Origin of the sequence: Peptoniphilus indolicus, assembly GCF_900454665.1 — a bacterium.
Classification (GTDB): Bacteria; Bacillota; Clostridia; order Tissierellales; family Peptoniphilaceae; genus Peptoniphilus; species Peptoniphilus indolicus.
Window position 1 is genome coordinate 1487849 of sequence record NZ_UGTH01000001.1, and the last position, 18632, is coordinate 1506480.

An 18632-nucleotide genomic window follows, 5' to 3' on the forward strand; every position below is an offset into this window, starting at 1 on the left:
ATTTTATGGTGAAGTTAAATAATTTGATTACTAAGGTATTGAAAATATTAATTATAACAGTTTTTTTAGCGTTGATAATATCTTGTGTATTACAAGTATTCACAAGATTTATTCTAAACTCTTCTTTATCATGGACAGAAGAATTAGCTAGATATAGCTTTATATGGGCTAATTTATTAGGAGCAGCATTATGTACAAAAAACAAAAGTAATGCCACCGTGAGTGTAGTTATAGAAAATATAAATGAGAAGAATAGAAAGAAACTAAGTTTAATAATAAATATTTTAACTATTTTAATAGGAACTATATTAATAGTTTTTGGATCAAAAGTAGCTTGGGCGGTTAGAACTCAGCTTAGTCCTGCATTGAGGATTAGCATGGCATTTGTATATATGGCTGCACCGATATTTGGAGCATTGATAACTTTTTATTCTATATATGATATATATATGAATATGGCAAATTGTATAGGAGATGATATTTAATGGTAGGAATTATGTTTTTGTTAATGTTCATATTAATTTTTATAGGGCTACCAGTGTTTTTGTCTATATTGGGTTCAGGTATTATATTTTTATTAATAACTGACATGAAACCTTTATTACTAGTAAGTCAAAGATTTATAACAGGATTAGATTCATTTCCTTTATTGGCAATACCATTATTTGTATTAGTGGGCGAGATAATGGATAAAGGGGGGATATCAAAAAGGATGATTCATTGGGCTGATGAATTGATTGGTTGGTTACCAGGAGGATTAGGAGTTGTAACAATAGTTTCATGTGCTATTTTTGCAGCTTTAACGGGGTCGGGTCCTGCTACAGTAGCAGCTATTGGAAGTATAATGATACCATCTTTAACTAAGAGTGGATATGATAAAAAAACAGCAGCGGGAATGGTTGCTGCTGGGGGAGCTTTAGGGCCTATAATTCCTCCAAGCATTCCTATGATAATTTATGGAGTTACAATGGGAATTTCAATACCTAAAATGTTCATAGCTGGAATTATACCTGGAATTGTAATGATGTTATTTTTGATTTTAGTAAATTTTGTAATTATAAAAAATAATCCGAAAATAATGGAGAATGATAGGAAAAAGTTTAATTTTACAGAATTAATAAAATCTACATGGTCAGCTCTTGGAGCTCTACTTTTACCGATAATAATATTAGGGGGGATTTACTCAGGGATATTTACACCTACAGAGGCAGCTGCTATTGGAGTAGTGTATTCATTAATATTAGGTATGGCAATATATAGAGAGATAAAAATTTATGAATTACCAGGGGCGTTATTAAAAGCGATGGAGACATCAGCCATGGTAGGTATAATCATGGGGGCGGCAAATTTGCTTTCTTGGATAATGTCAGTAACTAATATAGGGTCTACAATAGCATTATATTTGAGTGAAATAATAACTAATAAGTATGTATATTTATTAGTACTAATGATAATTTTATTCTTTGTGGGGGCTTTAATGGATACTGTTGCAGCAATTATTATAATTGCTCCTGTAATTGTTCCTTTTGGATTACAACTTGGAATAGATCCGTTACATTTAGGCATGATTTTTGTAATAAATTTGGTTATAGGATATGTTACACCTCCTTTCGGATATAATTTGTTTACAGCAGCATCGATAACAGGATTAAAATTTAATGATATTGTGAAAGGAGTTTTACCGTTCTTGATTATAGAATTACTAACTGTATTGTTATTTGCTTATATACCTCAAATAATTCTTTTTTTGCCAAATATATTAAAATAAAAATAAAATTTTTATGTAAAATGAATTATTAATATATTAATTATAGAAAATATTAGAAGATTAATAATAACAAACTCTGATTTACTAAGTAAGTTGGAGTTTGTTTTTTATTGAAAATTTAATTTACGAGTTTAAAATTTACTAATACTATCATCCTATTAAATCTAGATATATAACCAATCCCTATTGGTGATACTTTTAACCATCTCTTTTGTTAATTTATTTATCGTTTCACACAACCTATCCACTACGTCTGATAATGTGTGGAAAAAATCATTTTTAAATCCCATAGTCCTAATTTGTTTCCAAATCTGTTCTATGGGGTTCATTTCTGGTGTATATGGTGGTATATGCATTATTTCTATGTTTTCCGGTATTCTTAATCCTTTGGATTTATGCCATGTTGCTCCATCACATACTAGTAGTATCATATCATTCTTATAGGTTTTGGAGAGTTCTTTTAAAAATATGTTCATACAGTCTGTATTACAATACGGCAATATTAAAAAGAAGTTTTCTCCTGTTGTTGGTTCTACTGCTCCATAAGTATATCTGTATTCTCTTAAATGATTACAAGGTATTGATGGTCTTATTTTATGGTTACACCAACAGTATTTCGGCTTATTTATGCAACCGAATCCTGCTTCATCTTGGAACATTATTCTTACTTTTTTATCCGGGTTAACGTTTCTAAGTTCTTTTGCTCTGATGTTAATTTTTTTGAGGTCTCTATGACCTCTTTACTTGCTTTCTTAGGATGTTTACTTCTTGGCATTATTTTTCTAAATCCGTGTCTTTTTAGTACTCTATATATTTGACCCGTTCCTATGGAATGTCCTACAAGCTTTACATATGCTTTTTCTATTTCTTTGGCTGTTACTATTTGTCCACTTTCTGCTTTTTCTTCAAATTGCTTTAGGAATTCTTTTTCTTCTTCAAAGCAGAGATTTCTATGATTGCCTTGTCTTTTTTTATTTTTTAATGCGTTTACAGAATCTTCTCTGTATGCTTTTAACCATGCGAACACTGTAGATTTTCCAACATCTAATTTTTCAGATATGGATTTGGCACTGTTGCCTTTAAGTTTTAGTATTATGGCTTTAATCCTTATATATTCTCTTTTGTTATTAGTTTTTTTGAGTTCTACTTCTAATTCTTGAATTTGTTTTTGTATATCTTTCATAATATTATTATACTCCATTAAATCACACAATTGTATCTATTGTTTAACGGATATTAGTATAAGCTTATAAATTTTTATTATAGAAATTATTTTAAAGAGAAAGAACAAAAGTCAAGGATTTAGAACGTATGTTTACAATGTATAGGGCAAATGTTATAATTTTTTAAGAGGTGAGAGCATGGAGTTTCAAGAAAAGTTGGAAATTTTAACAGATGCTGCAAAATATGATGTAAGTTGTTCGTCCAGTGGCTCGGATAGAAAAAATAATAAAGGGCTTGGCAATGGACATATGGCGGGGATTTGTCATTCTTGGAGTGAAGATGGAAGATGTATTTCATTACTTAAAATTTTACTTACCAATAAATGCGTATACAATTGTGAGTACTGTGTCAATAGAAGAGATAATGATGTACTAAGAGAGGAATTCACTCCAAGAGAAGTTGCGGATTTGACAATAAATTTTTATAAGAGAAATTACATAGAGGGTTTATTCTTGTCATCGGGAATAGTTGAAAGTCCGGATAAGACTATGGAAAAGTTGATTGAAGTTGCAAGAATTTTAAGATATGAATACAATTTTAATGGTTATATTCACATGAAGGGGATTCCGGGAGCTAGTGAAGAATTGATAAGAAGTTTGGGAATTTTGATTGATAGAATTAGCATAAATATAGAGCTCCCAACTGAAAATTCGTTGGCTCTGTTGGCCCCACAGAAAAACTATCTAAAGATATTTAAACCTATGAAAGATATAAAAAATAATCTCTTACAAAATATTGAAGAACGAAAAAAATTTAGAAGTGCGCCAAAATTTGTACCGGCGGGACAAACTACTCAAATGATTGTTGGAGCAACTGGAGAAGATGATTTGACTATTATAAACAGAGCTGAGGGATTGTACGAAATTTTTGATATGAAGAGAGTTTATTATTCAGGTTATGTGCCGGTTGTAAAATCTAAGTATACAAAGGGAATTGAAAAAGTTCCGCTCCTTAGAGAACACAGAATTTATCAAGCTGATTGGTTGCTAAGGTTTTATGGTTTCAAGGCAGATGAAATTTTAAAACGAGAAAATCCATTTTTTGATCTGAGAATAGATCCAAAGGCAAATTGGGCAATAGAAAATATAGATTTATTTCCGATTGAAATAAATAGAGCAACTTATGAAGAGCTTATGAGAATTCCGGGATTTGGTAGAAATTATGCTCTTAGAATCATAAATGCAAGAAAGTTTGCAGCTCTAAAGTATGACGACTTAAAGAGTTTGAAAATATCTACTAAGAGAGCTGTTAATTTTATAACTGTTGGCGGAGTTTATAGAGGGAGAAATTTTTCTACAAAAGAATCCTTAAAAGATTTTATGGGGCAACGCGATCCAGATTCAGTTGAGCAGCTAAAGATGTGGTGATTATGAAATATATATATGACGGAAGTTTTGAGGGACTCTTAACAGCTGTGTTTGAAGCATATTCTATAATAGAAAATGTTAATTTCTCAACTGAAACCGAGCAAGTAAATTTTTTTGAAGATATTCATGTGAGTACAGATTTGAAAAAATATAATAGAGTTAAAAACTCTATTATAAAAAATATTTCTAAAAGCTTTTTTAATGATTTAGTTGTAGTTTATCACTCTGATAATTTGCAGAAAGCAGATGTTATAGCTAAGTGTATAAAAGGAGTTTATAAGTATGGATTGTCATATTTGAATTCGGCGAAAGAAGAAGCTGTGATGTATAGAGGTATTTTAAAAAATTTTGGCTCAGAAAATCATGACTACAAAGGACTGCTTAGATTTAGAGAAATTCAAGATGGATTTTTATTTGCAGAGTTCACACCTCACAATGACATATTAAAATTTATAACTCCACATTTTTTAAAGCGAATGCCAAATGAAAAGTTTGTTATATATGATGTGAGTAGAAAGACAGCAGCATTTTGTATGCATGGGAATTGTGAATTTATGGAAGTTGAGTATATAGAAGCGGTAGATAGTGCTAGAGAGATGTTTTTTAAGAGTGCGTGGAAGAAATTTTATAGTGCAGTGGGTATAGATGAAAGAAAGAATAAAAAACTTATGGTGTCAAATATGCCTAAGAAGTATTGGAAATATCTTCCTGAAAAAGATATAGAAAAGAGTGATTGATTTGAGCAAATTTACAGGATATGAAGTAATAGATTATTTATACGGATATATAACTAAAAATTATAACGGAGCAGTGTTGTTGCAAGAAAAAAGTTTGGATTTAAAAGACTTTTTACAAAGTGAATTTAAAAAATCAAATAAAAATTGCTCGATAGTTTCAATAACTCGAGTTTTGAGTTACTACGACAAAATTTTTGGCGATTTATCGGAACAAGAAATTTTTGACCAAATTTTTACAATTGCACAGAGCTACGGATTTGATGAAACAGTTGGAACATTGCCAACAAAAATAGATGATATAATGAAAGACTATTTCAGATATTATGGAATAAAAGTTAAGGCGAAGGGGAAGTATTTTTCTAACTTTTATAATCCGGTAAAAAGTGAAATCGATGCAGGAAGACCACTTCTTATGAATATAGCTTTTGGAGAGTATCACAATCATACTGTAACCATTAGCGGGTATAAAATATTTAGATATAAAGGAATGAATATAAAATTTATAGAGGTATTTGATGGGTGGAGAAAAAATAAAACATATATAGATTACAATATTTTTTCTCATAGTTTATTATCTACCGGACTTTGTTCGTATAATACTCTGGCAATTTTAAAAAATTAATAAATAAATTTTAAAATTGCCTAAATTGGATAAAATTGTTAATTTTTTAATTGACAAATGTGATAAAGAGCAGTATAATTTTATTAAATAGAGGAAAACGTTATGAAATAAAATCTATTATAATTTAATAATATAATTTATATAAGCTTATAATTTGGTTAAGCGTATCTATCGACTACCTAATAGTCCGACTATAAATTATAAAATACATTGTTATGCCTGTATCTCTGTAGTTTTGCAATGTTTTTTAATTTATAGTGGGTTTTTGAGTAGTTTTTTTATTTTTAAATTAGAAAATAGTATGTAGAAGTTTGTCTCCTCTATTTTAACGGTCATATTTTAGGAGGGAAAGTTATGAAACAAAAACAACAGGGATTTTTTGAAAGATTTTTTGAACTTTCAAAATACAACACAAATGTAAAGACTGAAATTTTAGCCGGTATTACTACGTTTATAACAATTGCGTACATATTAATAATTATACCAATGACAGTTTCAGAGCCTTTACGAATATTAGGGCAAGATGCGTATGCGACAAAAGTATCAAACGGTGCATTTATAGCTACGTGTATAGGAGCTTTTATAGGAACCTTTTTAGTAGCTGTTTATGCAAAGCTTCCATTTGCACAAGCTCCGGGGATGGGTCTTAGTGCTTTCTTTGCATATACTGTAATGTTAGTAATGGGTTACACATATTCACAAGCTTTAGTAATAGTATTTTTATCAGGGGCAATATTTATAATAATCACTGCCATAGGACTTAGAGAAGCTATAATAAGAGCAATTCCAAACTGTATAAAAGATGCTATGACACCTGGGATAGGTTTATTTATAACTATAATAGGTTTAAAAAGTGCCAATATTGTAGTAGATAACCCGGCGACATTGGTCAGTATGATCGATTTTTCACAATGGCAAAATCCTGAATTTGATACACAACTAATAATGAGTGCAACGGTTGCATTAATAGGGCTTATAATAATAGGAGTATTGAACGCAAAGAAAGTAAAGGGCTCTATATTAATAGGGATAGTGATTGCTACTTTAATAGGAGTGCCATTAGGAGTTACAAAATTTGACGCTTTTGATTTGAACTTGGCTACAAAATTCCATGATTTTTACGAAGTATCACTTTTTAAGTTAGATTTTGTGGGACTTTTTGCAGGGGAAGATTTAATACACAATATATTTATAGTATTTATGTTGGTAGTAAGTTTTTCGTTAGTTAATATGTTTGATTCTTTAGGAACATTACTTGGAGCTGCTAAACAAGCAAATATGATAGATGAAAATGGAGAAGTTATAAGAATGAAGCAAGCTCTTATGTCAGATGCAATTTCGACACTTACAGGAGCTTTAGTTGGGGCGCCAACTGTAACAACTCTTGTAGAATCAAGTGCGGGAATAGCAGAGGGAGGACGTACAGGGTTAACAGCGCTTACAACATCTATGTTGTTTATAGCAGCAATAATTTGTGCTCCATTTGTAAGTATAATTCCGGCAGCAGCAACAGCACCGGCTTTAATTTATGTAGGGGTTTTAATGCTATCTAATGTAAAAGATGTTGATTTTAGTGATATTACAAATGCTATTCCGGCATTTATTACGATAACATTTATGCCATTTACATATTCAATTGCAAATGGTATAGCAATGGGATTAATAAGTTTTTGTTTATTGAAATTATTCACTGGAAAAATTAAGGATATAAAATTATTAACAGCAGTGGTTTCAGTTATTTTTGCATTACGATATGTATTAATTTCATTAGGTTAAAGAATGGAGGATGTTTATGAGAGCATCTTTTATAATAAAAGGAGATATTTGCTATAGCGAAAATCTGGAAAATTTAACAACAAGAGAAAATAGCTATTTGGTGTGCGTGGAGGGTTATTCATGTGGGGTATTTGATAAAATACCTGATGAGTATAAGGACTTGGAGGTCTGTGATTATAGTGATAAGTTAATAATACCGGGTCTTATAGATTTACATGTTCATGCGCCACAATATCATTTCAGAGGGCTTGGAATGGATTTGGAACTTTTGGATTGGCTAAATACATATACATTCCCTCATGAGGCAAAGTATATAGACACAGAATATGCTAAAAAAACATATGAAAAATTTGTAGGAGACTTGGTAAGTAGTGCAACTACAAGAGCGGTTGTGTTTGCAACATTACACGTACCAAGCACCATAATTTTAATGGATATGCTTGAAAATTCAGGATTGGTTTCTTACGTTGGAAAAGTCAATATGGACAGAAACTCAATACCGGAATTACAAGAAGTTTGTGCAAGAGAGAGTATTGAGAATACAATAAAGTGGTTAGATGAAACCAAAGTAAAATATAAAAACACATATCCGATAATAACTCCAAGATTTACACCATCATGTACTGATGAATTGATGGAGAGCTTAGGTAAAATTACAAAAGAGGAAAAACTTCCGGTGCAGTCACACTTATCTGAAAATCAATCAGAAATAGAATGGGTTAAAGAGCTATGCCCTGGAACAAAATGCTATGGAGAGTCTTATGACAGATTTAGACTGTTTGGAGAATATTCCAAGACTATAATGGCTCACTGTGTATGGTCAGACGAATACGAGCGAAAATTGTTAAAAGATAGAGGGGTATATATAGCACACTGTCCTGATTCAAATATGAACCTATCTTCAGGAATAGCCCCAATTAGAAAATACTTAGAAGAAGGGCAGAGAGTTGGGCTTGGAAGTGACGTTGCAGGTGGAGCATATTTATCTATTTTTAGACAGATGACAGATGCTATCCAAGTTTCAAAACTTTTCTGGAGACTTATAGATGGAAATTCAAGCCCATTGAAAGTAGAAGAAGTATTTTATTTGGGAACACTTGGTGGTGGAGAATTTTTTGGAAAAGTTGGTTCGTTTGAAAGAGGATATGAATTAGATGTAGTTGTAATAGATGATTCAGAATACAGAACAGAAGATTTAAATTTACGACAAAGATTAGAGAGGACAATATATTTGTCTCAACACAAAGATATTAAACACAAATTTGTAAGGGGAAATAAAATATTCTAAATAATAAGTAATAGAGACGAAAAAAAGCGTATTTTGGCTTGATGCCAAGATACGCTTTAAAAATTAATAAAATCTATTTACTTTAGAGTTAAAATAGTTTGGCAGCTCAGAAGGGTCATAAATTCCCTTGTCAGTTATAACACCGCGAATTAACATAGGTGGAGTGATGTCAAACGAAGGATATATAGCTTTTACACCCTTTGCAGTCCAGTCGCCCAAAACAAGAGATGAGTCTCTCAATTCAATTTTTATATCATCTTTTGAAAATTTATCATCGTCAGGAATGCCGGTTACAAAATAAGGAATATTAAACTCTTTAGCTAAAAGAGCAATTTGGAAAGTACCTATCTTGTTTGCTACATGAGCATCTCGCGTTATAGTGTCAGCAGCTGAGGTGAATAAATCTATTCCAATATTTTCCATAGTATAGGCAATCATATTGTCTGTTAGAATAGTTGTCTCAAAACCCATTTCGTTGCAACAAGTTGCAGTTAGACGAGCACCTTGATAATAAGGGCGAGTTTCTGCACAGTAGAAGCTGACAATTTTTCCGCTTTCTTTTAAAGTTCTAAGCATCATTCCAACTATAGTTTCTCCAAAGCACTGAGTCAAAACTTTTCCATTTTCAGGAATTAACTCACATAGATATTTTGCAACTTTGTTCATAGTATAATATCTTCTGTTTAAAGAGGCAACGGTATTTTTTAAAATAGCTTGAATTGGGTCAAGTCCATTTTCCATAGCATTTATTGCAACTTTAACAGAGTCTTCAGTAATTTTTTTCATCCTGTTTGCAGTAGTCGGACGTGCGTTGGAAATTTTATCAGAAGCTTTTTTTAAAAAATTAATTTTTTCATCATCATTTAAATCACGAGTTTCATAAGCCGCAAGAGCCATACCCATTCCAGCTGCGGTATAAGGTCCGGCACTTTGAGTGACCATGTCAGTTATGGCTTGAGCCACATCAACATGACTAAAACATTCTACAAATTTAACCTCTTTGGGATAAATTCTTCTATCTAAAATTTTAACACTACCATTTTCATACCAAGCAACATGTTCATATTGAAGCATAAAAGGTAGATTATAATCTTGTCTTTCCATATTACCCCTCAAATTTTTCTAACATTTTCAGTATTAAATTTCTAAAGTTTTCAGAAGCCGCCATTGCAACATCTTCAACTTCGCTACCGTCCATGTTGTCCACTCTGTCAGAGCTGTAATTAGTTGCCAAAGAAAGACACAATACCTTTATGCCACAGTGCCCAGCAGTCAGAGATTCAGAAAGAGTAGACATTCCAACTAAATCTCCGCCTAAAAGTCTTATCGCTCTTATTTCAGCCGGAGTTTCAAAGAAGGGACCTACAGTGTAGAAATAAACGCCTTCCTTTAGAGAAAAGCCAAGTTCAATAGCACAATTTTTTGCAAAAGTTCTTAAATCTTTGTCATATAGATTGTCTATAGGATAAAATCTTTCGCCGAATTCATCTAAGTTGTTTCCACGAGTAGGAGAAACCCCACCAAAGTTTAGATGGTCAGTTACAACGCAAATATCTCCAGGGTGGAAATTATAATTTATTGCACCCGCAGCATTAGTTAAGATTACAGTCTTAACACCAATAAGCTTTAAAACATACATTGGAGTTGCCAACTCGCTGTGGTCATAGCCTTCATAGTAGTGGAATCTACCGGACATACAAATTATATTTTTACCGGACAATTTACCATAGATAAACTTTCCTGGGTGACTTTTAACAGTAGAGATTAAAAATCCCGGAATTTCTTCATAAGGTATTTCAATTTTATTTTCCATACAGTCAAGTAGAGTGCCAAGACCAGTTCCAAGCACTATGGCAAAATCAACAGGATCTCCTATTTTAGATAAAATATAATCTGCACTTTCTTTGTAAACACTAAAATTTTTTTCTTTTAACATAACAACCTCACTTATTTATGACTTTTTGATATAAGGTTCTCTAAGCTTAGCATAAATAGCCACTATCACACAATATCCAAACAATACTTTCATTCCAAATGGGCCTATGAAGTCTACATTAGAATAAAATCCTGCAGCGAAAACTATTAAGCAAAGTACAGGAAGTACTCTCATAGCCCATAAAGGTAATTTAAAATAAGCATTTTCATAGGCATTTTTGTTTCTTGAAGGTAAGAAAAGCACAGCGACAATTGGAAGAGCGGCAAATATAAGACCTATATTATTTCCAAGAACAGCTATGATTTCCAAAGTTCCACCAGTTAAGATAGGAATCATACCAAGTATGTAGAAAATTAAAAGCAGATAATGTGGAGTTCCGAAGGCTTTGTTTTCAGTAGCTAAAAATTCAGGAAGCCAACCATCTTCAATTGCAACCTTAAGTCCTTTAGGAGCCCAAGCAAAAACAGCATTTAAAGAAGAAGCAACAGCAAACATAGCTCCGCCAACCATGAAGAAATAATAAACAGGTTGAGAGAAAATTTCTTTAGCAACACTTCCAAGAGTTTTAAAAGCTACCTCTTCAATAGGAAGTACACCGGTAGCTACAAAACCAACCCCCAAATAAATTATAGAAACTATAATCGTTGAAATTATCATTGCAAGAGGGATGTTTTTACCGGGATTTTTAGCATCATTACCAAATTCATTTATGTATTCAGCTCCGACAAGTGAAAATCTAACAAGGAATATAGCTGCGATAAACTCAGAAAAACCATTAGGCATAACCTTAGTGATATCCATATAAGGAGAAAAATCATTTATCTTAGGAAGACCTAAAAAAATGAACAAACCAATAGATACTACAAGCACTACAACAAGTAGGTTTTGGAACTTAACAGCAGTTTTTACACCTGTTAAATTCACAATAAAAATTATAGTCATCATAATAGCTGAAACCAAAGTTACATTGATTGAAGGAACAAGCTCCTTTAGGTATTCAGAGAAACCGATTGCATAATTTGCTAATACCAATTGACCGGCAGCTAAGAGTGCAACATAAAAGAAACCAGTTTTTTTACCGATTAAGTCCCTTACATATGTATACATGCCGCCGTTAGCAGGAATTGCAGAACCGAGAGTTGCAAGACATAAATTAGTTATGGCAACTATGATTCCGGCAACTATAAAAGCCCAAGTAACACCATGACCGGTTTTGCCGACTGCAATTCCTGTTAAAATCATTACTCCGGAGCCAATTATTTGTCCAACCCCAATTCCAATTAAATCCAACAAAGAAATTTTAGAATTTTTCATAAATCCTCCTTAAAATTAAATTATAATTTTATTTTAACATTAGGCAGTGAAAAGTCAAACAAAATTGGTTAAAGTTGGAAAAGTAAAAATCAAATAAATCCGATAAAATAGAGAAAAAAATAATAATTGAAATCAAAAATGATATAAAAACAAATAAAAACCAATAAATAACAAAAATATTTGCGTAAAATCCAAAAAACTCCAAAAAAATCGATTGCAACTTTTTTATATTTAAAATATACTTAATAAATAAATATAAATTTAGAAATTTAAATTAGAGGTAGAAAATGAATTACAGAAAAATTTTAGTAGAAGCAGGGATGAGATTGTACAATACAAAATTAGTAGCGGGAACAAGTGGTAATATCAGCCTTAGAGGAGAAGATGAAGACAGTTTTTATATAACACCGAGCGGAATGGACTATGGAAAAATAGAAGAAAAAGATATCGTTAAAGTACATGCAGATGGAACACCTTATGCAGAAGAGCAAGTGCCATCATCAGAATGGCAAATGCACCTTGAAGTATATAAAAATTATCCTAAATACAGTGCAGTAGTTCATACGCATTCAACATTTGCGACAGCTTTTGCGGTTGCTAGGGAAGAAATACCATTGATTTCAATAGAAATGGAGCCGTTTATAGGTGGAGAATTAAAAGTTGCACCATTTGAAAGAGCAGGTTCAATTGAACTTGCAAAAGCTATAATACCTTATTTAGAGAAATCAAACTCATGCCTCTTGGCAAACCATGGAGTTATATGTTGTGGAGAAAATATGGAAAAAGCATTTTTATCAGCAGAATATGTAGAAGACTTGGCAAAAATATATTACTACTCAAGAGGAATAGGGAAAGTATATACAATAAATGATTGATTTTAATATTTTATTGGCAAAGTATCTTCCTTCCAAATAAAAAATAAAACCGTAGAGAAAAAGAGGTGCAAAATGATAAAAATAGAACGTCATAGCCAAATAATAAGATATCTAGAAACACATAACGTACTCAGCATAGCTGAAATCGCAGAAATGCTAGAATGTAGCGAAGAGACTATTAGAAAAGACTTAATAGAACTAGAAAAACAAAACAGATTAAAGAGGACAAGAGGTGGAGCATATTTAGAAAACATATACGATAGAGGATTTGGAAACTATATAAAAAAAGAGTTGATGAAGGATGAAAAAAATTACATAGCAATTATGGCTATGAAACGCATAAAAGCAAAAGACTTAATCATAATGGACTCAAGCACAACATGTGTTGAATTAGCCAAAAACCTAATAGGTAAAAAAATATATGTCACAGTGATAACAAACTCATTGGAAATAGCTAACCTGTGCTCAACCTCAGAAAATATAAATCTAATAGCAATAGGAGGAGAATTTCACAATAAAACAAACTCATTTATAGGATACCAAACTCTAGATATGCTGAAAACATACAGAGCGGATATAGCATTTGTGAGTTTTCCTACAATAGATATGGAATTTGGATTAGGAGAAAATAATATAGAAAACTTAAAAATTAGAAAAATTATGCTAAAACATAGTAAAAATAAAATATTACTAATGGACCATACAAAATTTACAGATGAATCGGCAGTTATTTTCACAGAAATTGAAGGCATAGATACTATAATAACAGACCAAGAGCCATCAAAAGAATGGAAAAATTTACTTTTAAGAAAAGGAATAAGAGTAGAAAGTTAAATGTGCTTTCAAAAATTAATCGCTGGCATTTATAAATTGCCATAAAATTTAAGAATTTTCACGGGAAAATTTTAAAAGTAATGAAATTATGCTAAAATCATTTTTTTAATAATACTTAAGTATTATTAAAAAAATGATAGATCTTAAGATTAAAGAATTGAGTTGTAAAATTAACTTCAAGTTTATTGATAATTAAACGTAACTAAATATGATTTACTTGTTTGCCATAAAATAGTATCAGTTCCAATTTCCAATGAACCTTCTGAATTAAATATATAAGGGTCAACTGTAATTAAGTTACTAATTATAATCTTACCTTTTATTGTTTCTTGGTTTTTAGTGGAAAATGTTTATAGTGGTTTATAGTTTCTCTTGACTTTTAGTTTTATTTGCTAATTCTATTTTATCAGAAAATTTTGAATCATTTTTTGTTGTGCTTAGATTATAAATTCAAGAGACATGAAAACTCCCCATGTTTATTATCATCTTATTCGGGAGGAGTTTTCAAATACAAATTACTTCACATTGCATTATTTTATTACAAGTAGGTTTATAAATTTTTAACACTGAAAGTATCTCCAGCTTCAATTGTTCCGGATTCATATCCTTTTTTGAACCATCTCATACGTTGTTCGCTTGTACCGTGTGTGAAAGTATCAGGTATTGATTTTCCATAAGCTTGTTCTTGAATTCTGTCATCACCAACTCCGGCGGCAGCATTCATGGCCTCTTCTATATCACCAGGTTCTAAATATCCCATTTTTTTCGCATAGTGTGCATAAACTCCAGCATAATAATCTGCTTGAAGTTCAAGCCTAATCATATATTGATTAAATTCTACTTCACTTAATTTATTTTTTAGAGCAAAGACTTGGTCTAATACACCTAATTGGTGTTGAACATGGTGTCCAACTTCATGAGCTAATACGTATGCTAGAGCGAAGTCTCCAGTTGCACCAAATTTATTGTGCAAGTCATCATAAAAATCTGTATCCATATACACTGTTTCATCACCCGGACAATAAAATGGTCCTGTTTGAGATGAAGCTGTCCCACAGGCACTTTGGGCTGAACCTGTATAGAGTGTAAGTTGTGGTTCTGAATAATTTAAGTTATGTTGTTTAAATATTTCCTTCCATACGTCCTCTGTGTCAGCTAAGACAACTGAAAGAAATTCTTGACGTGTTTTAGTTTCTTGTGAATGTTGTGTTGAAACTTGCTGAGTTGTATTTCTACTTGAGCCATTATTTAATACTTCAAGTGGATTTCCTCCCATTAAAAATACTATTAACATGATTATTAAGAGTCCGCCACCTCCGATTGGAGCCATACCACCTCTTCTTCCTGCTCCACCTATATTTACATTAGAACTTTGTCGTCTACCTTGCCATTTCATAATATCTCCACCTATTTATTACATTTTTATCTATTTACCCAAAATGTAAATGTAATAATAAAATTATAAAGTGAAAGAATAAATCTATTTCTATGGTTAATTGAAGATTTAATATGGTTTTGATATAATTATTTCTAATAAATGTTCTGAGGTGAGAAAAAATGAAAGAAGTAATTTATAGGGCATACGAGTTGTATACAGAAAATAATCCTTTGATAATAGCTACTATTATTTCTAAGAGTGGTTCAACACCAAGAGGAGAAGGTTCTTCTATGATTATAACTGAAAATGGATATGATTTTGGAACAGTTGGTGGTGGGGCTCAAGAATTTCAAGCGATTGAATTAGGGAAAAATTTAGTTAGAGAAAAAAATTCTGACAATCATAAATATATATTGACCAACAATGAAGCTGAAGATATAGGAATGGTTTGTGGTGGAACTAATAGAATTCATTTTGAATACATTGACCCAAGTGATAAATTGGCTGGGGAGTATTTAAAGTTTATTATGGACAATTATTCTACTGCTGATATTTCTGTAGTATATGATTTAGATTTGAGTTGTGGTTTTACTATTGAAGTAGATGGAGGATTAAAACCATTTACTAAAGGTGGAAGTTCTGAAAATTTATTCAAATTTAAAATTGAAGCAGAGCCTAAGATGTTTATTTTAGGTGGGGGGCATGTATCTCAAGCAACAGTTCCAATTTTGAATTATCTAGGATATGAGACGATAGTTGTAGAGAACAGAGCAGAATTTTTAAAGGAAGAAGATTTTCCAAATTCTAAAAGATATTTGATTGAATATGAAGATGTAAAAAAATTGGATATAACTAGAGATGACTATGTGATAATACTCACAAGAGGTCATATTTCTGACAAGATTGCTCTTAAGTCAGCACTTGATAAAAAGCCTAAGTACATTGGAGTAATAGGAAGTAGAAAAAAAGCTATTTTGATGTTTAAAGATTTAGAGGGCACAGAGTATGAAGAGATTGCAAAGGGAAGAGTATTTTCTCCTGTTGGCATTGAGATAGGTGCTGAAACTCCTAAGGAGATAGCAATTTCTATAACTGCTCAGATAGTGGCAGTAGCGAGGGGGATGTATGAAGACAATAAGAACTGAAGATGCTGTTGGATACGTTTTAGGACATGATTTAACTCAAATAATAAAGGGGGTAAGCAAAGGGGCGAGATTTAAAAAAGGTCATTTAATAAAAGAAGAAGATGTGCCTGTGCTTTTAGAAATGGGAAAAGAGCATATTTACATTTTTGAAGTATTGGAAGATGAATATCATGAAGAAGATGCTGCAAAGGAGATAGCTCGAAAAATTTCTGGAGACAATATAAAGTTTTCAGACGTATCTGAGGGTAAAGTTAATTTAATTGCGGATGCTGATGGGGTATTGATTATTGATGTAGAAAAGCTTTTTAATTTGAATTCAATAACTGATGTAACTATAGCGACTAAGTTTTCTGACATAGCTGTAAAAAAAGGAGATATTATAGCTGGAACTAGAATAACTCCGGTAAAGATAAAAAAAGATGTCATTGATGAAATTAAAGATGAAAAAGTAATAGAAGTTGTTCCTTTTAAAGCTTTAAAATATGCAATAGTTACTACCGGAAGTGAAGTTTCAAAGGGTAGAATTGAAGATAAATTTACAGATGTTGTAAGGACTAAGTTTGCTCAGTTTGATTTTGAAGAGATAAGCCAAGAATATGCGTCTGACGATTTAGATGAAATTTCAGAAAAGATAGATAGAGCAGTAGTAAAAGGAGCAGATGTTGTAGTTTGTACTGGTGGGATGAGTGTGGATCCTGATGACAATACACCGGGAGCGATTAAAAAATCTTCATCTGAAAAGATAACTTATGGTACTCCTGTGCTTCCAGGGGCAATGTTTATGGTTGCTTACAAGGATAGTACGGCTCTACTTGGGTTGCCGGGGTCTGTTATGTACTGTGAAAAGACAATCTTAGATATGATATTACCTAAGATTGCAGCGGGAATAAAGTTGGGAAAAAATGATATTGTCAAACTTGGTCATGGAGGTCTACTATGACAGATTTAACTCATTTTGATGAAAATGGGAATGCAAGAATGGTGGATGTAACTGAAAAATCTGTAACGGATAGGATTGCTATTGCAAGTGGGATAATAAAAATGTCAGAGGTTGCTCTTAGCAAGATAGTTAACAAGGAAATTCAAAAGGGAGATGTTTTAACTGTGGCTCAAGTTGGTGGGATTATGGCGGTTAAAAAAACTTCTGATTTAATTCCAATGGCACATCCAATAAGCATTACAGGTACAGATTTGAATTTTGAAATAGACGAAGAAAATTTACAGATAAAAGCTATTTGTAAGGTAAAAGTTTCTGAAAAAACAGGTGTTGAAATGGAAGCTTTAACTGGTGTTTCTATGGCATTACTAACTATATATGATATGGTTAAGGCGGTAGATAGGGCTATGGAAATAACTGATATAAAATTAGAATATAAGGCCGGTGGTAAAAGCGGTGAATTCAAGAGGAATTGTTGATAAGTCAGGCAGAATAATAGACTATATAAGAGTTTCTGTAACACAACAATGTAATTTGAGATGTGTTTATTGTATGCCTGAAAATTGTAGGATTGAAGAAGAAAGACTAGACTTTGAAGACTATTTGAAAATTTTAAGGGTTTTCAGAGAGTTAGGTGTGAAAAAAGTTAAGATAACAGGTGGAGAACCTCTAGTTAGAAAAGGTATTAATGAGTTTGTAAAGTCGCTAAAAAATGATATTGGATTTGAATCTGTTACATTGACAACCAATGGAATTTTATTATCTGAAAATATAGATAGCTTATTAGAAGCCGGAATAGATGGAATTAATATTTCTCTAGATACTATGGACAGGCAAAAATATAGAGAAATTACTCGATTTGGAGAATTTAATTCTGTAAAAAATGCAATAGATAAACTTTTGGCTAAAGGGTTTAAAAATTTAAAGATAAACATGGTTCCAATTGATGGAGTTAATAGCAACGAGATTTTAGCATTTGCAGACTTTGCACATAATAATCCTGTTGCAGTGAGGTTTATTGAGCTTATGCCTATATCAGAAGCTGTAAACTATAGAGGAATTAAGAGAGAAGAAATAATTTCTAAAATAAGAGTGAAATATGGTGAAGAAAAGCTATTAAATGAAAAATTGGGAAATGGACCGGCTGAATATTATACTTTTAAAAACTTTAATGGAAAGATTGGTTTTATAGATGCAGTTGGACACAGATTTTGTGAAAACTGCAATAGAGTTAGAATGGATTCAAATGGTAATTTGAGACTTTGTCTTGAATATGGAGATGGAATTTCTATGTTAGATTTTATTGAAGGGAAAATTTCCAAAGACGAATTTAAGGAAAAGTTGAGAAAAATTATTTATAAGAAACCAATAGCTAATGATTTTGATATGAATTCGGTTAGTGATTTCAATATGAATAATATTGGGGGTTAA

Annotated in this window: 19 protein-coding genes and 1 riboswitch; of the genes, 13 read left to right on the plus strand and 6 right to left on the minus strand. The window is 31.7% G+C overall.

What is annotated here, in order from left to right; genetic code table 11:
• Positions 1–5 precede the first annotated feature (5 nt).
• Together DYE58_RS07120 and DYE58_RS07125 are read left to right on the plus strand one after the other, a co-directional pair.
• Positions 6–485 carry a TRAP transporter small permease gene (locus DYE58_RS07120; RefSeq protein ID WP_004823291.1) on the plus strand — a complete coding sequence of 160 codons (480 nt, stop codon included), beginning with the start codon at positions 6–8 and terminating at the stop codon, positions 483–485.
• Complete coding sequence (locus tag DYE58_RS07125; protein WP_115312140.1) at positions 485–1768, plus strand: TRAP transporter large permease; 1284 nt, start codon at positions 485–487, stop codon at positions 1766–1768. Before DYE58_RS07120 ends, DYE58_RS07125 begins: the two co-directional genes overlap by 1 nt.
• 164 nt (positions 1769–1932) lie before the next feature.
• Here the strand turns inward: DYE58_RS07125 and DYE58_RS07130 are convergent, their stop codons facing one another.
• Together DYE58_RS07130 and DYE58_RS07135 are read right to left on the minus strand one after the other, a co-directional pair.
• Complete coding sequence (locus DYE58_RS07130) at positions 1933–2427, minus strand: IS630 family transposase (RefSeq protein ID WP_115312141.1); 495 nt, start codon at positions 2425–2427, stop codon at positions 1933–1935.
• Between the two features lie 5 nt (positions 2428–2432).
• Complete coding sequence (locus DYE58_RS07135) at positions 2433–2951, minus strand: helix-turn-helix domain-containing protein (RefSeq protein ID WP_218563704.1); 519 nt, start codon at positions 2949–2951, stop codon at positions 2433–2435.
• Positions 2952–3129: 178 nt separating this feature from the next.
• Between DYE58_RS07135 and DYE58_RS07140 the strand changes: the two genes are divergently transcribed.
• The 5 genes from DYE58_RS07140 to DYE58_RS07160 all read left to right on the plus strand — a co-directional run bounded on the left by DYE58_RS07140 (position 3130) and on the right by DYE58_RS07160 (position 8782).
• Entirely contained in the window at positions 3130–4359 is a 1230-nt protein-coding gene (locus tag DYE58_RS07140; RefSeq protein ID WP_040552318.1) for a putative DNA modification/repair radical SAM protein, read from the plus strand.
• Between the two features lie 2 nt (positions 4360–4361).
• Positions 4362–5096 (plus strand): TIGR03915 family putative DNA repair protein, encoded by a 735-nt coding sequence (locus DYE58_RS07145; RefSeq protein ID WP_115312143.1) that lies wholly within the window; start codon positions 4362–4364, stop codon positions 5094–5096.
• A 1-nt stretch (position 5097) separates the two neighbouring features.
• Positions 5098–5718: a C39 family peptidase gene (locus DYE58_RS07150; RefSeq protein WP_172463325.1), complete on the plus strand. Its 621-nt coding sequence runs from the start codon at positions 5098–5100 to the stop codon at positions 5716–5718.
• 117 nt (positions 5719–5835) lie between these two features.
• A riboswitch (purine riboswitch) is annotated at positions 5836–5932 on the plus strand.
• Positions 5933–6072: 140 nt separating this feature from the next.
• A complete protein-coding gene (locus DYE58_RS07155) occupies positions 6073–7494 on the plus strand; it encodes an NCS2 family permease (RefSeq protein WP_004820828.1) in 1422 nt (473 codons plus the stop codon).
• Between the two features lie 16 nt (positions 7495–7510).
• Positions 7511–8782, plus strand: coding sequence for an amidohydrolase family protein (locus DYE58_RS07160; protein ID WP_040552320.1), 1272 nt, complete (start codon positions 7511–7513; stop codon positions 8780–8782).
• A gap of 63 nt (positions 8783–8845) precedes the next feature.
• Here DYE58_RS07160 and DYE58_RS07165 read toward each other — a convergent pair whose 3' ends face one another.
• From DYE58_RS07165 to DYE58_RS07175, 3 genes are read right to left on the minus strand one after another with little or no spacing between them, the layout of a single operon-like run.
• The gene (locus DYE58_RS07165) at positions 8846–9886 is read right to left on the minus strand and encodes a s-methyl-5-thioribose-1-phosphate isomerase (protein WP_004820832.1); all 1041 of its coding nucleotides are present in this window, start codon (positions 9884–9886) and stop codon (positions 8846–8848) included.
• Between the two features lies 1 nt (position 9887).
• Positions 9888–10718, minus strand: coding sequence for a purine-nucleoside phosphorylase (locus DYE58_RS07170; protein WP_004820835.1), 831 nt, complete (start codon positions 10716–10718; stop codon positions 9888–9890).
• 15 nt (positions 10719–10733) lie between these two features.
• A complete protein-coding gene (locus DYE58_RS07175; RefSeq protein WP_004820836.1) occupies positions 10734–12032 on the minus strand; it encodes an APC family permease in 1299 nt (432 codons plus the stop codon).
• Positions 12033–12319: 287 nt separating this feature from the next.
• Between DYE58_RS07175 and DYE58_RS07180 the strand changes: the two genes are divergently transcribed.
• Positions 12320–12907 (plus strand): class II aldolase/adducin family protein, encoded by a 588-nt coding sequence (locus DYE58_RS07180; protein ID WP_004820839.1) that lies wholly within the window; start codon positions 12320–12322, stop codon positions 12905–12907.
• Positions 12908–12979: 72 nt separating this feature from the next.
• Positions 12980–13741, plus strand: coding sequence for a DeoR/GlpR family DNA-binding transcription regulator (locus tag DYE58_RS07185; protein ID WP_004820840.1), 762 nt, complete (start codon positions 12980–12982; stop codon positions 13739–13741).
• A 550-nt stretch (positions 13742–14291) separates the two neighbouring features.
• Here DYE58_RS07185 and ypfJ read toward each other — a convergent pair.
• Positions 14292–15137 (minus strand): KPN_02809 family neutral zinc metallopeptidase, encoded by an 846-nt coding sequence (gene ypfJ, locus DYE58_RS07190; RefSeq protein WP_004820842.1) that lies wholly within the window; start codon positions 15135–15137, stop codon positions 14292–14294.
• A gap of 161 nt (positions 15138–15298) precedes the next feature.
• Here ypfJ and DYE58_RS07195 point away from each other — a divergent pair, with 161 nt between their 5' ends.
• From DYE58_RS07195 to moaA, 4 genes are read left to right on the plus strand one after another with little or no spacing between them, the layout of a single operon-like run.
• Complete coding sequence (locus tag DYE58_RS07195; protein WP_004820843.1) at positions 15299–16264, plus strand: XdhC family protein; 966 nt, start codon at positions 15299–15301, stop codon at positions 16262–16264.
• Positions 16245–17204 (plus strand): molybdopterin-binding protein, encoded by a 960-nt coding sequence (locus tag DYE58_RS07200; RefSeq protein WP_004820846.1) that lies wholly within the window; start codon positions 16245–16247, stop codon positions 17202–17204. The genes DYE58_RS07195 and DYE58_RS07200 overlap by 20 nt, the downstream gene beginning before the upstream one ends.
• The gene (gene moaC, locus DYE58_RS07205; protein ID WP_004820849.1) at positions 17201–17680 is read left to right on the plus strand and encodes a cyclic pyranopterin monophosphate synthase MoaC; all 480 of its coding nucleotides are present in this window, start codon (positions 17201–17203) and stop codon (positions 17678–17680) included. The genes DYE58_RS07200 and moaC overlap by 4 nt, the downstream gene beginning before the upstream one ends.
• Complete coding sequence (gene moaA, locus DYE58_RS07210) at positions 17658–18632, plus strand: GTP 3',8-cyclase MoaA (RefSeq protein WP_004820850.1); 975 nt, start codon at positions 17658–17660, stop codon at positions 18630–18632. The genes moaC and moaA overlap by 23 nt, the downstream gene beginning before the upstream one ends.

Bases quoted from the DNA above. Each gene is read 5' to 3' on its own strand.
- DYE58_RS07200 (WP_004820846.1), top strand. From the start codon at position 16,245: ATGAAGACAATAAGAACTGAAGATGCTGTTGGATACGTTTTAGGACAT.
- DYE58_RS07165 (WP_004820832.1), bottom strand. From the start codon at position 9,886: ATGGAAAGACAAGATTATAATCTACCTTTTATGCTTCAATATGAACAT.
- ypfJ (WP_004820842.1), bottom strand. From the start codon at position 15,137: ATGAAATGGCAAGGTAGACGACAAAGTTCTAATGTAAATATAGGTGGA.
- DYE58_RS07170 (WP_004820835.1), bottom strand. From the start codon at position 10,718: ATGTTAAAAGAAAAAAATTTTAGTGTTTACAAAGAAAGTGCAGATTAT.
- DYE58_RS07125 (WP_115312140.1), top strand. From the start codon at position 485: ATGGTAGGAATTATGTTTTTGTTAATGTTCATATTAATTTTTATAGGG.
- DYE58_RS07140 (WP_040552318.1), top strand. From the start codon at position 3,130: ATGGAGTTTCAAGAAAAGTTGGAAATTTTAACAGATGCTGCAAAATAT.
- DYE58_RS07180 (WP_004820839.1), top strand. From the start codon at position 12,320: ATGAATTACAGAAAAATTTTAGTAGAAGCAGGGATGAGATTGTACAAT.
- DYE58_RS07130 (WP_115312141.1), bottom strand. From the start codon at position 2,427: ATGTTCCAAGATGAAGCAGGATTCGGTTGCATAAATAAGCCGAAATAC.
- DYE58_RS07160 (WP_040552320.1), top strand. From the start codon at position 7,511: ATGAGAGCATCTTTTATAATAAAAGGAGATATTTGCTATAGCGAAAAT.
- moaC (WP_004820849.1), top strand. From the start codon at position 17,201: ATGACAGATTTAACTCATTTTGATGAAAATGGGAATGCAAGAATGGTG.
- DYE58_RS07195 (WP_004820843.1), top strand. From the start codon at position 15,299: ATGAAAGAAGTAATTTATAGGGCATACGAGTTGTATACAGAAAATAAT.
- DYE58_RS07175 (WP_004820836.1), bottom strand. From the start codon at position 12,032: ATGAAAAATTCTAAAATTTCTTTGTTGGATTTAATTGGAATTGGGGTT.
- DYE58_RS07145 (WP_115312143.1), top strand. From the start codon at position 4,362: ATGAAATATATATATGACGGAAGTTTTGAGGGACTCTTAACAGCTGTG.
- DYE58_RS07185 (WP_004820840.1), top strand. From the start codon at position 12,980: ATGATAAAAATAGAACGTCATAGCCAAATAATAAGATATCTAGAAACA.
- DYE58_RS07135 (WP_218563704.1), bottom strand. From the start codon at position 2,951: ATGAAAGATATACAAAAACAAATTCAAGAATTAGAAGTAGAACTCAAA.
- DYE58_RS07155 (WP_004820828.1), top strand. From the start codon at position 6,073: ATGAAACAAAAACAACAGGGATTTTTTGAAAGATTTTTTGAACTTTCA.
- DYE58_RS07120 (WP_004823291.1), top strand. From the start codon at position 6: ATGGTGAAGTTAAATAATTTGATTACTAAGGTATTGAAAATATTAATT.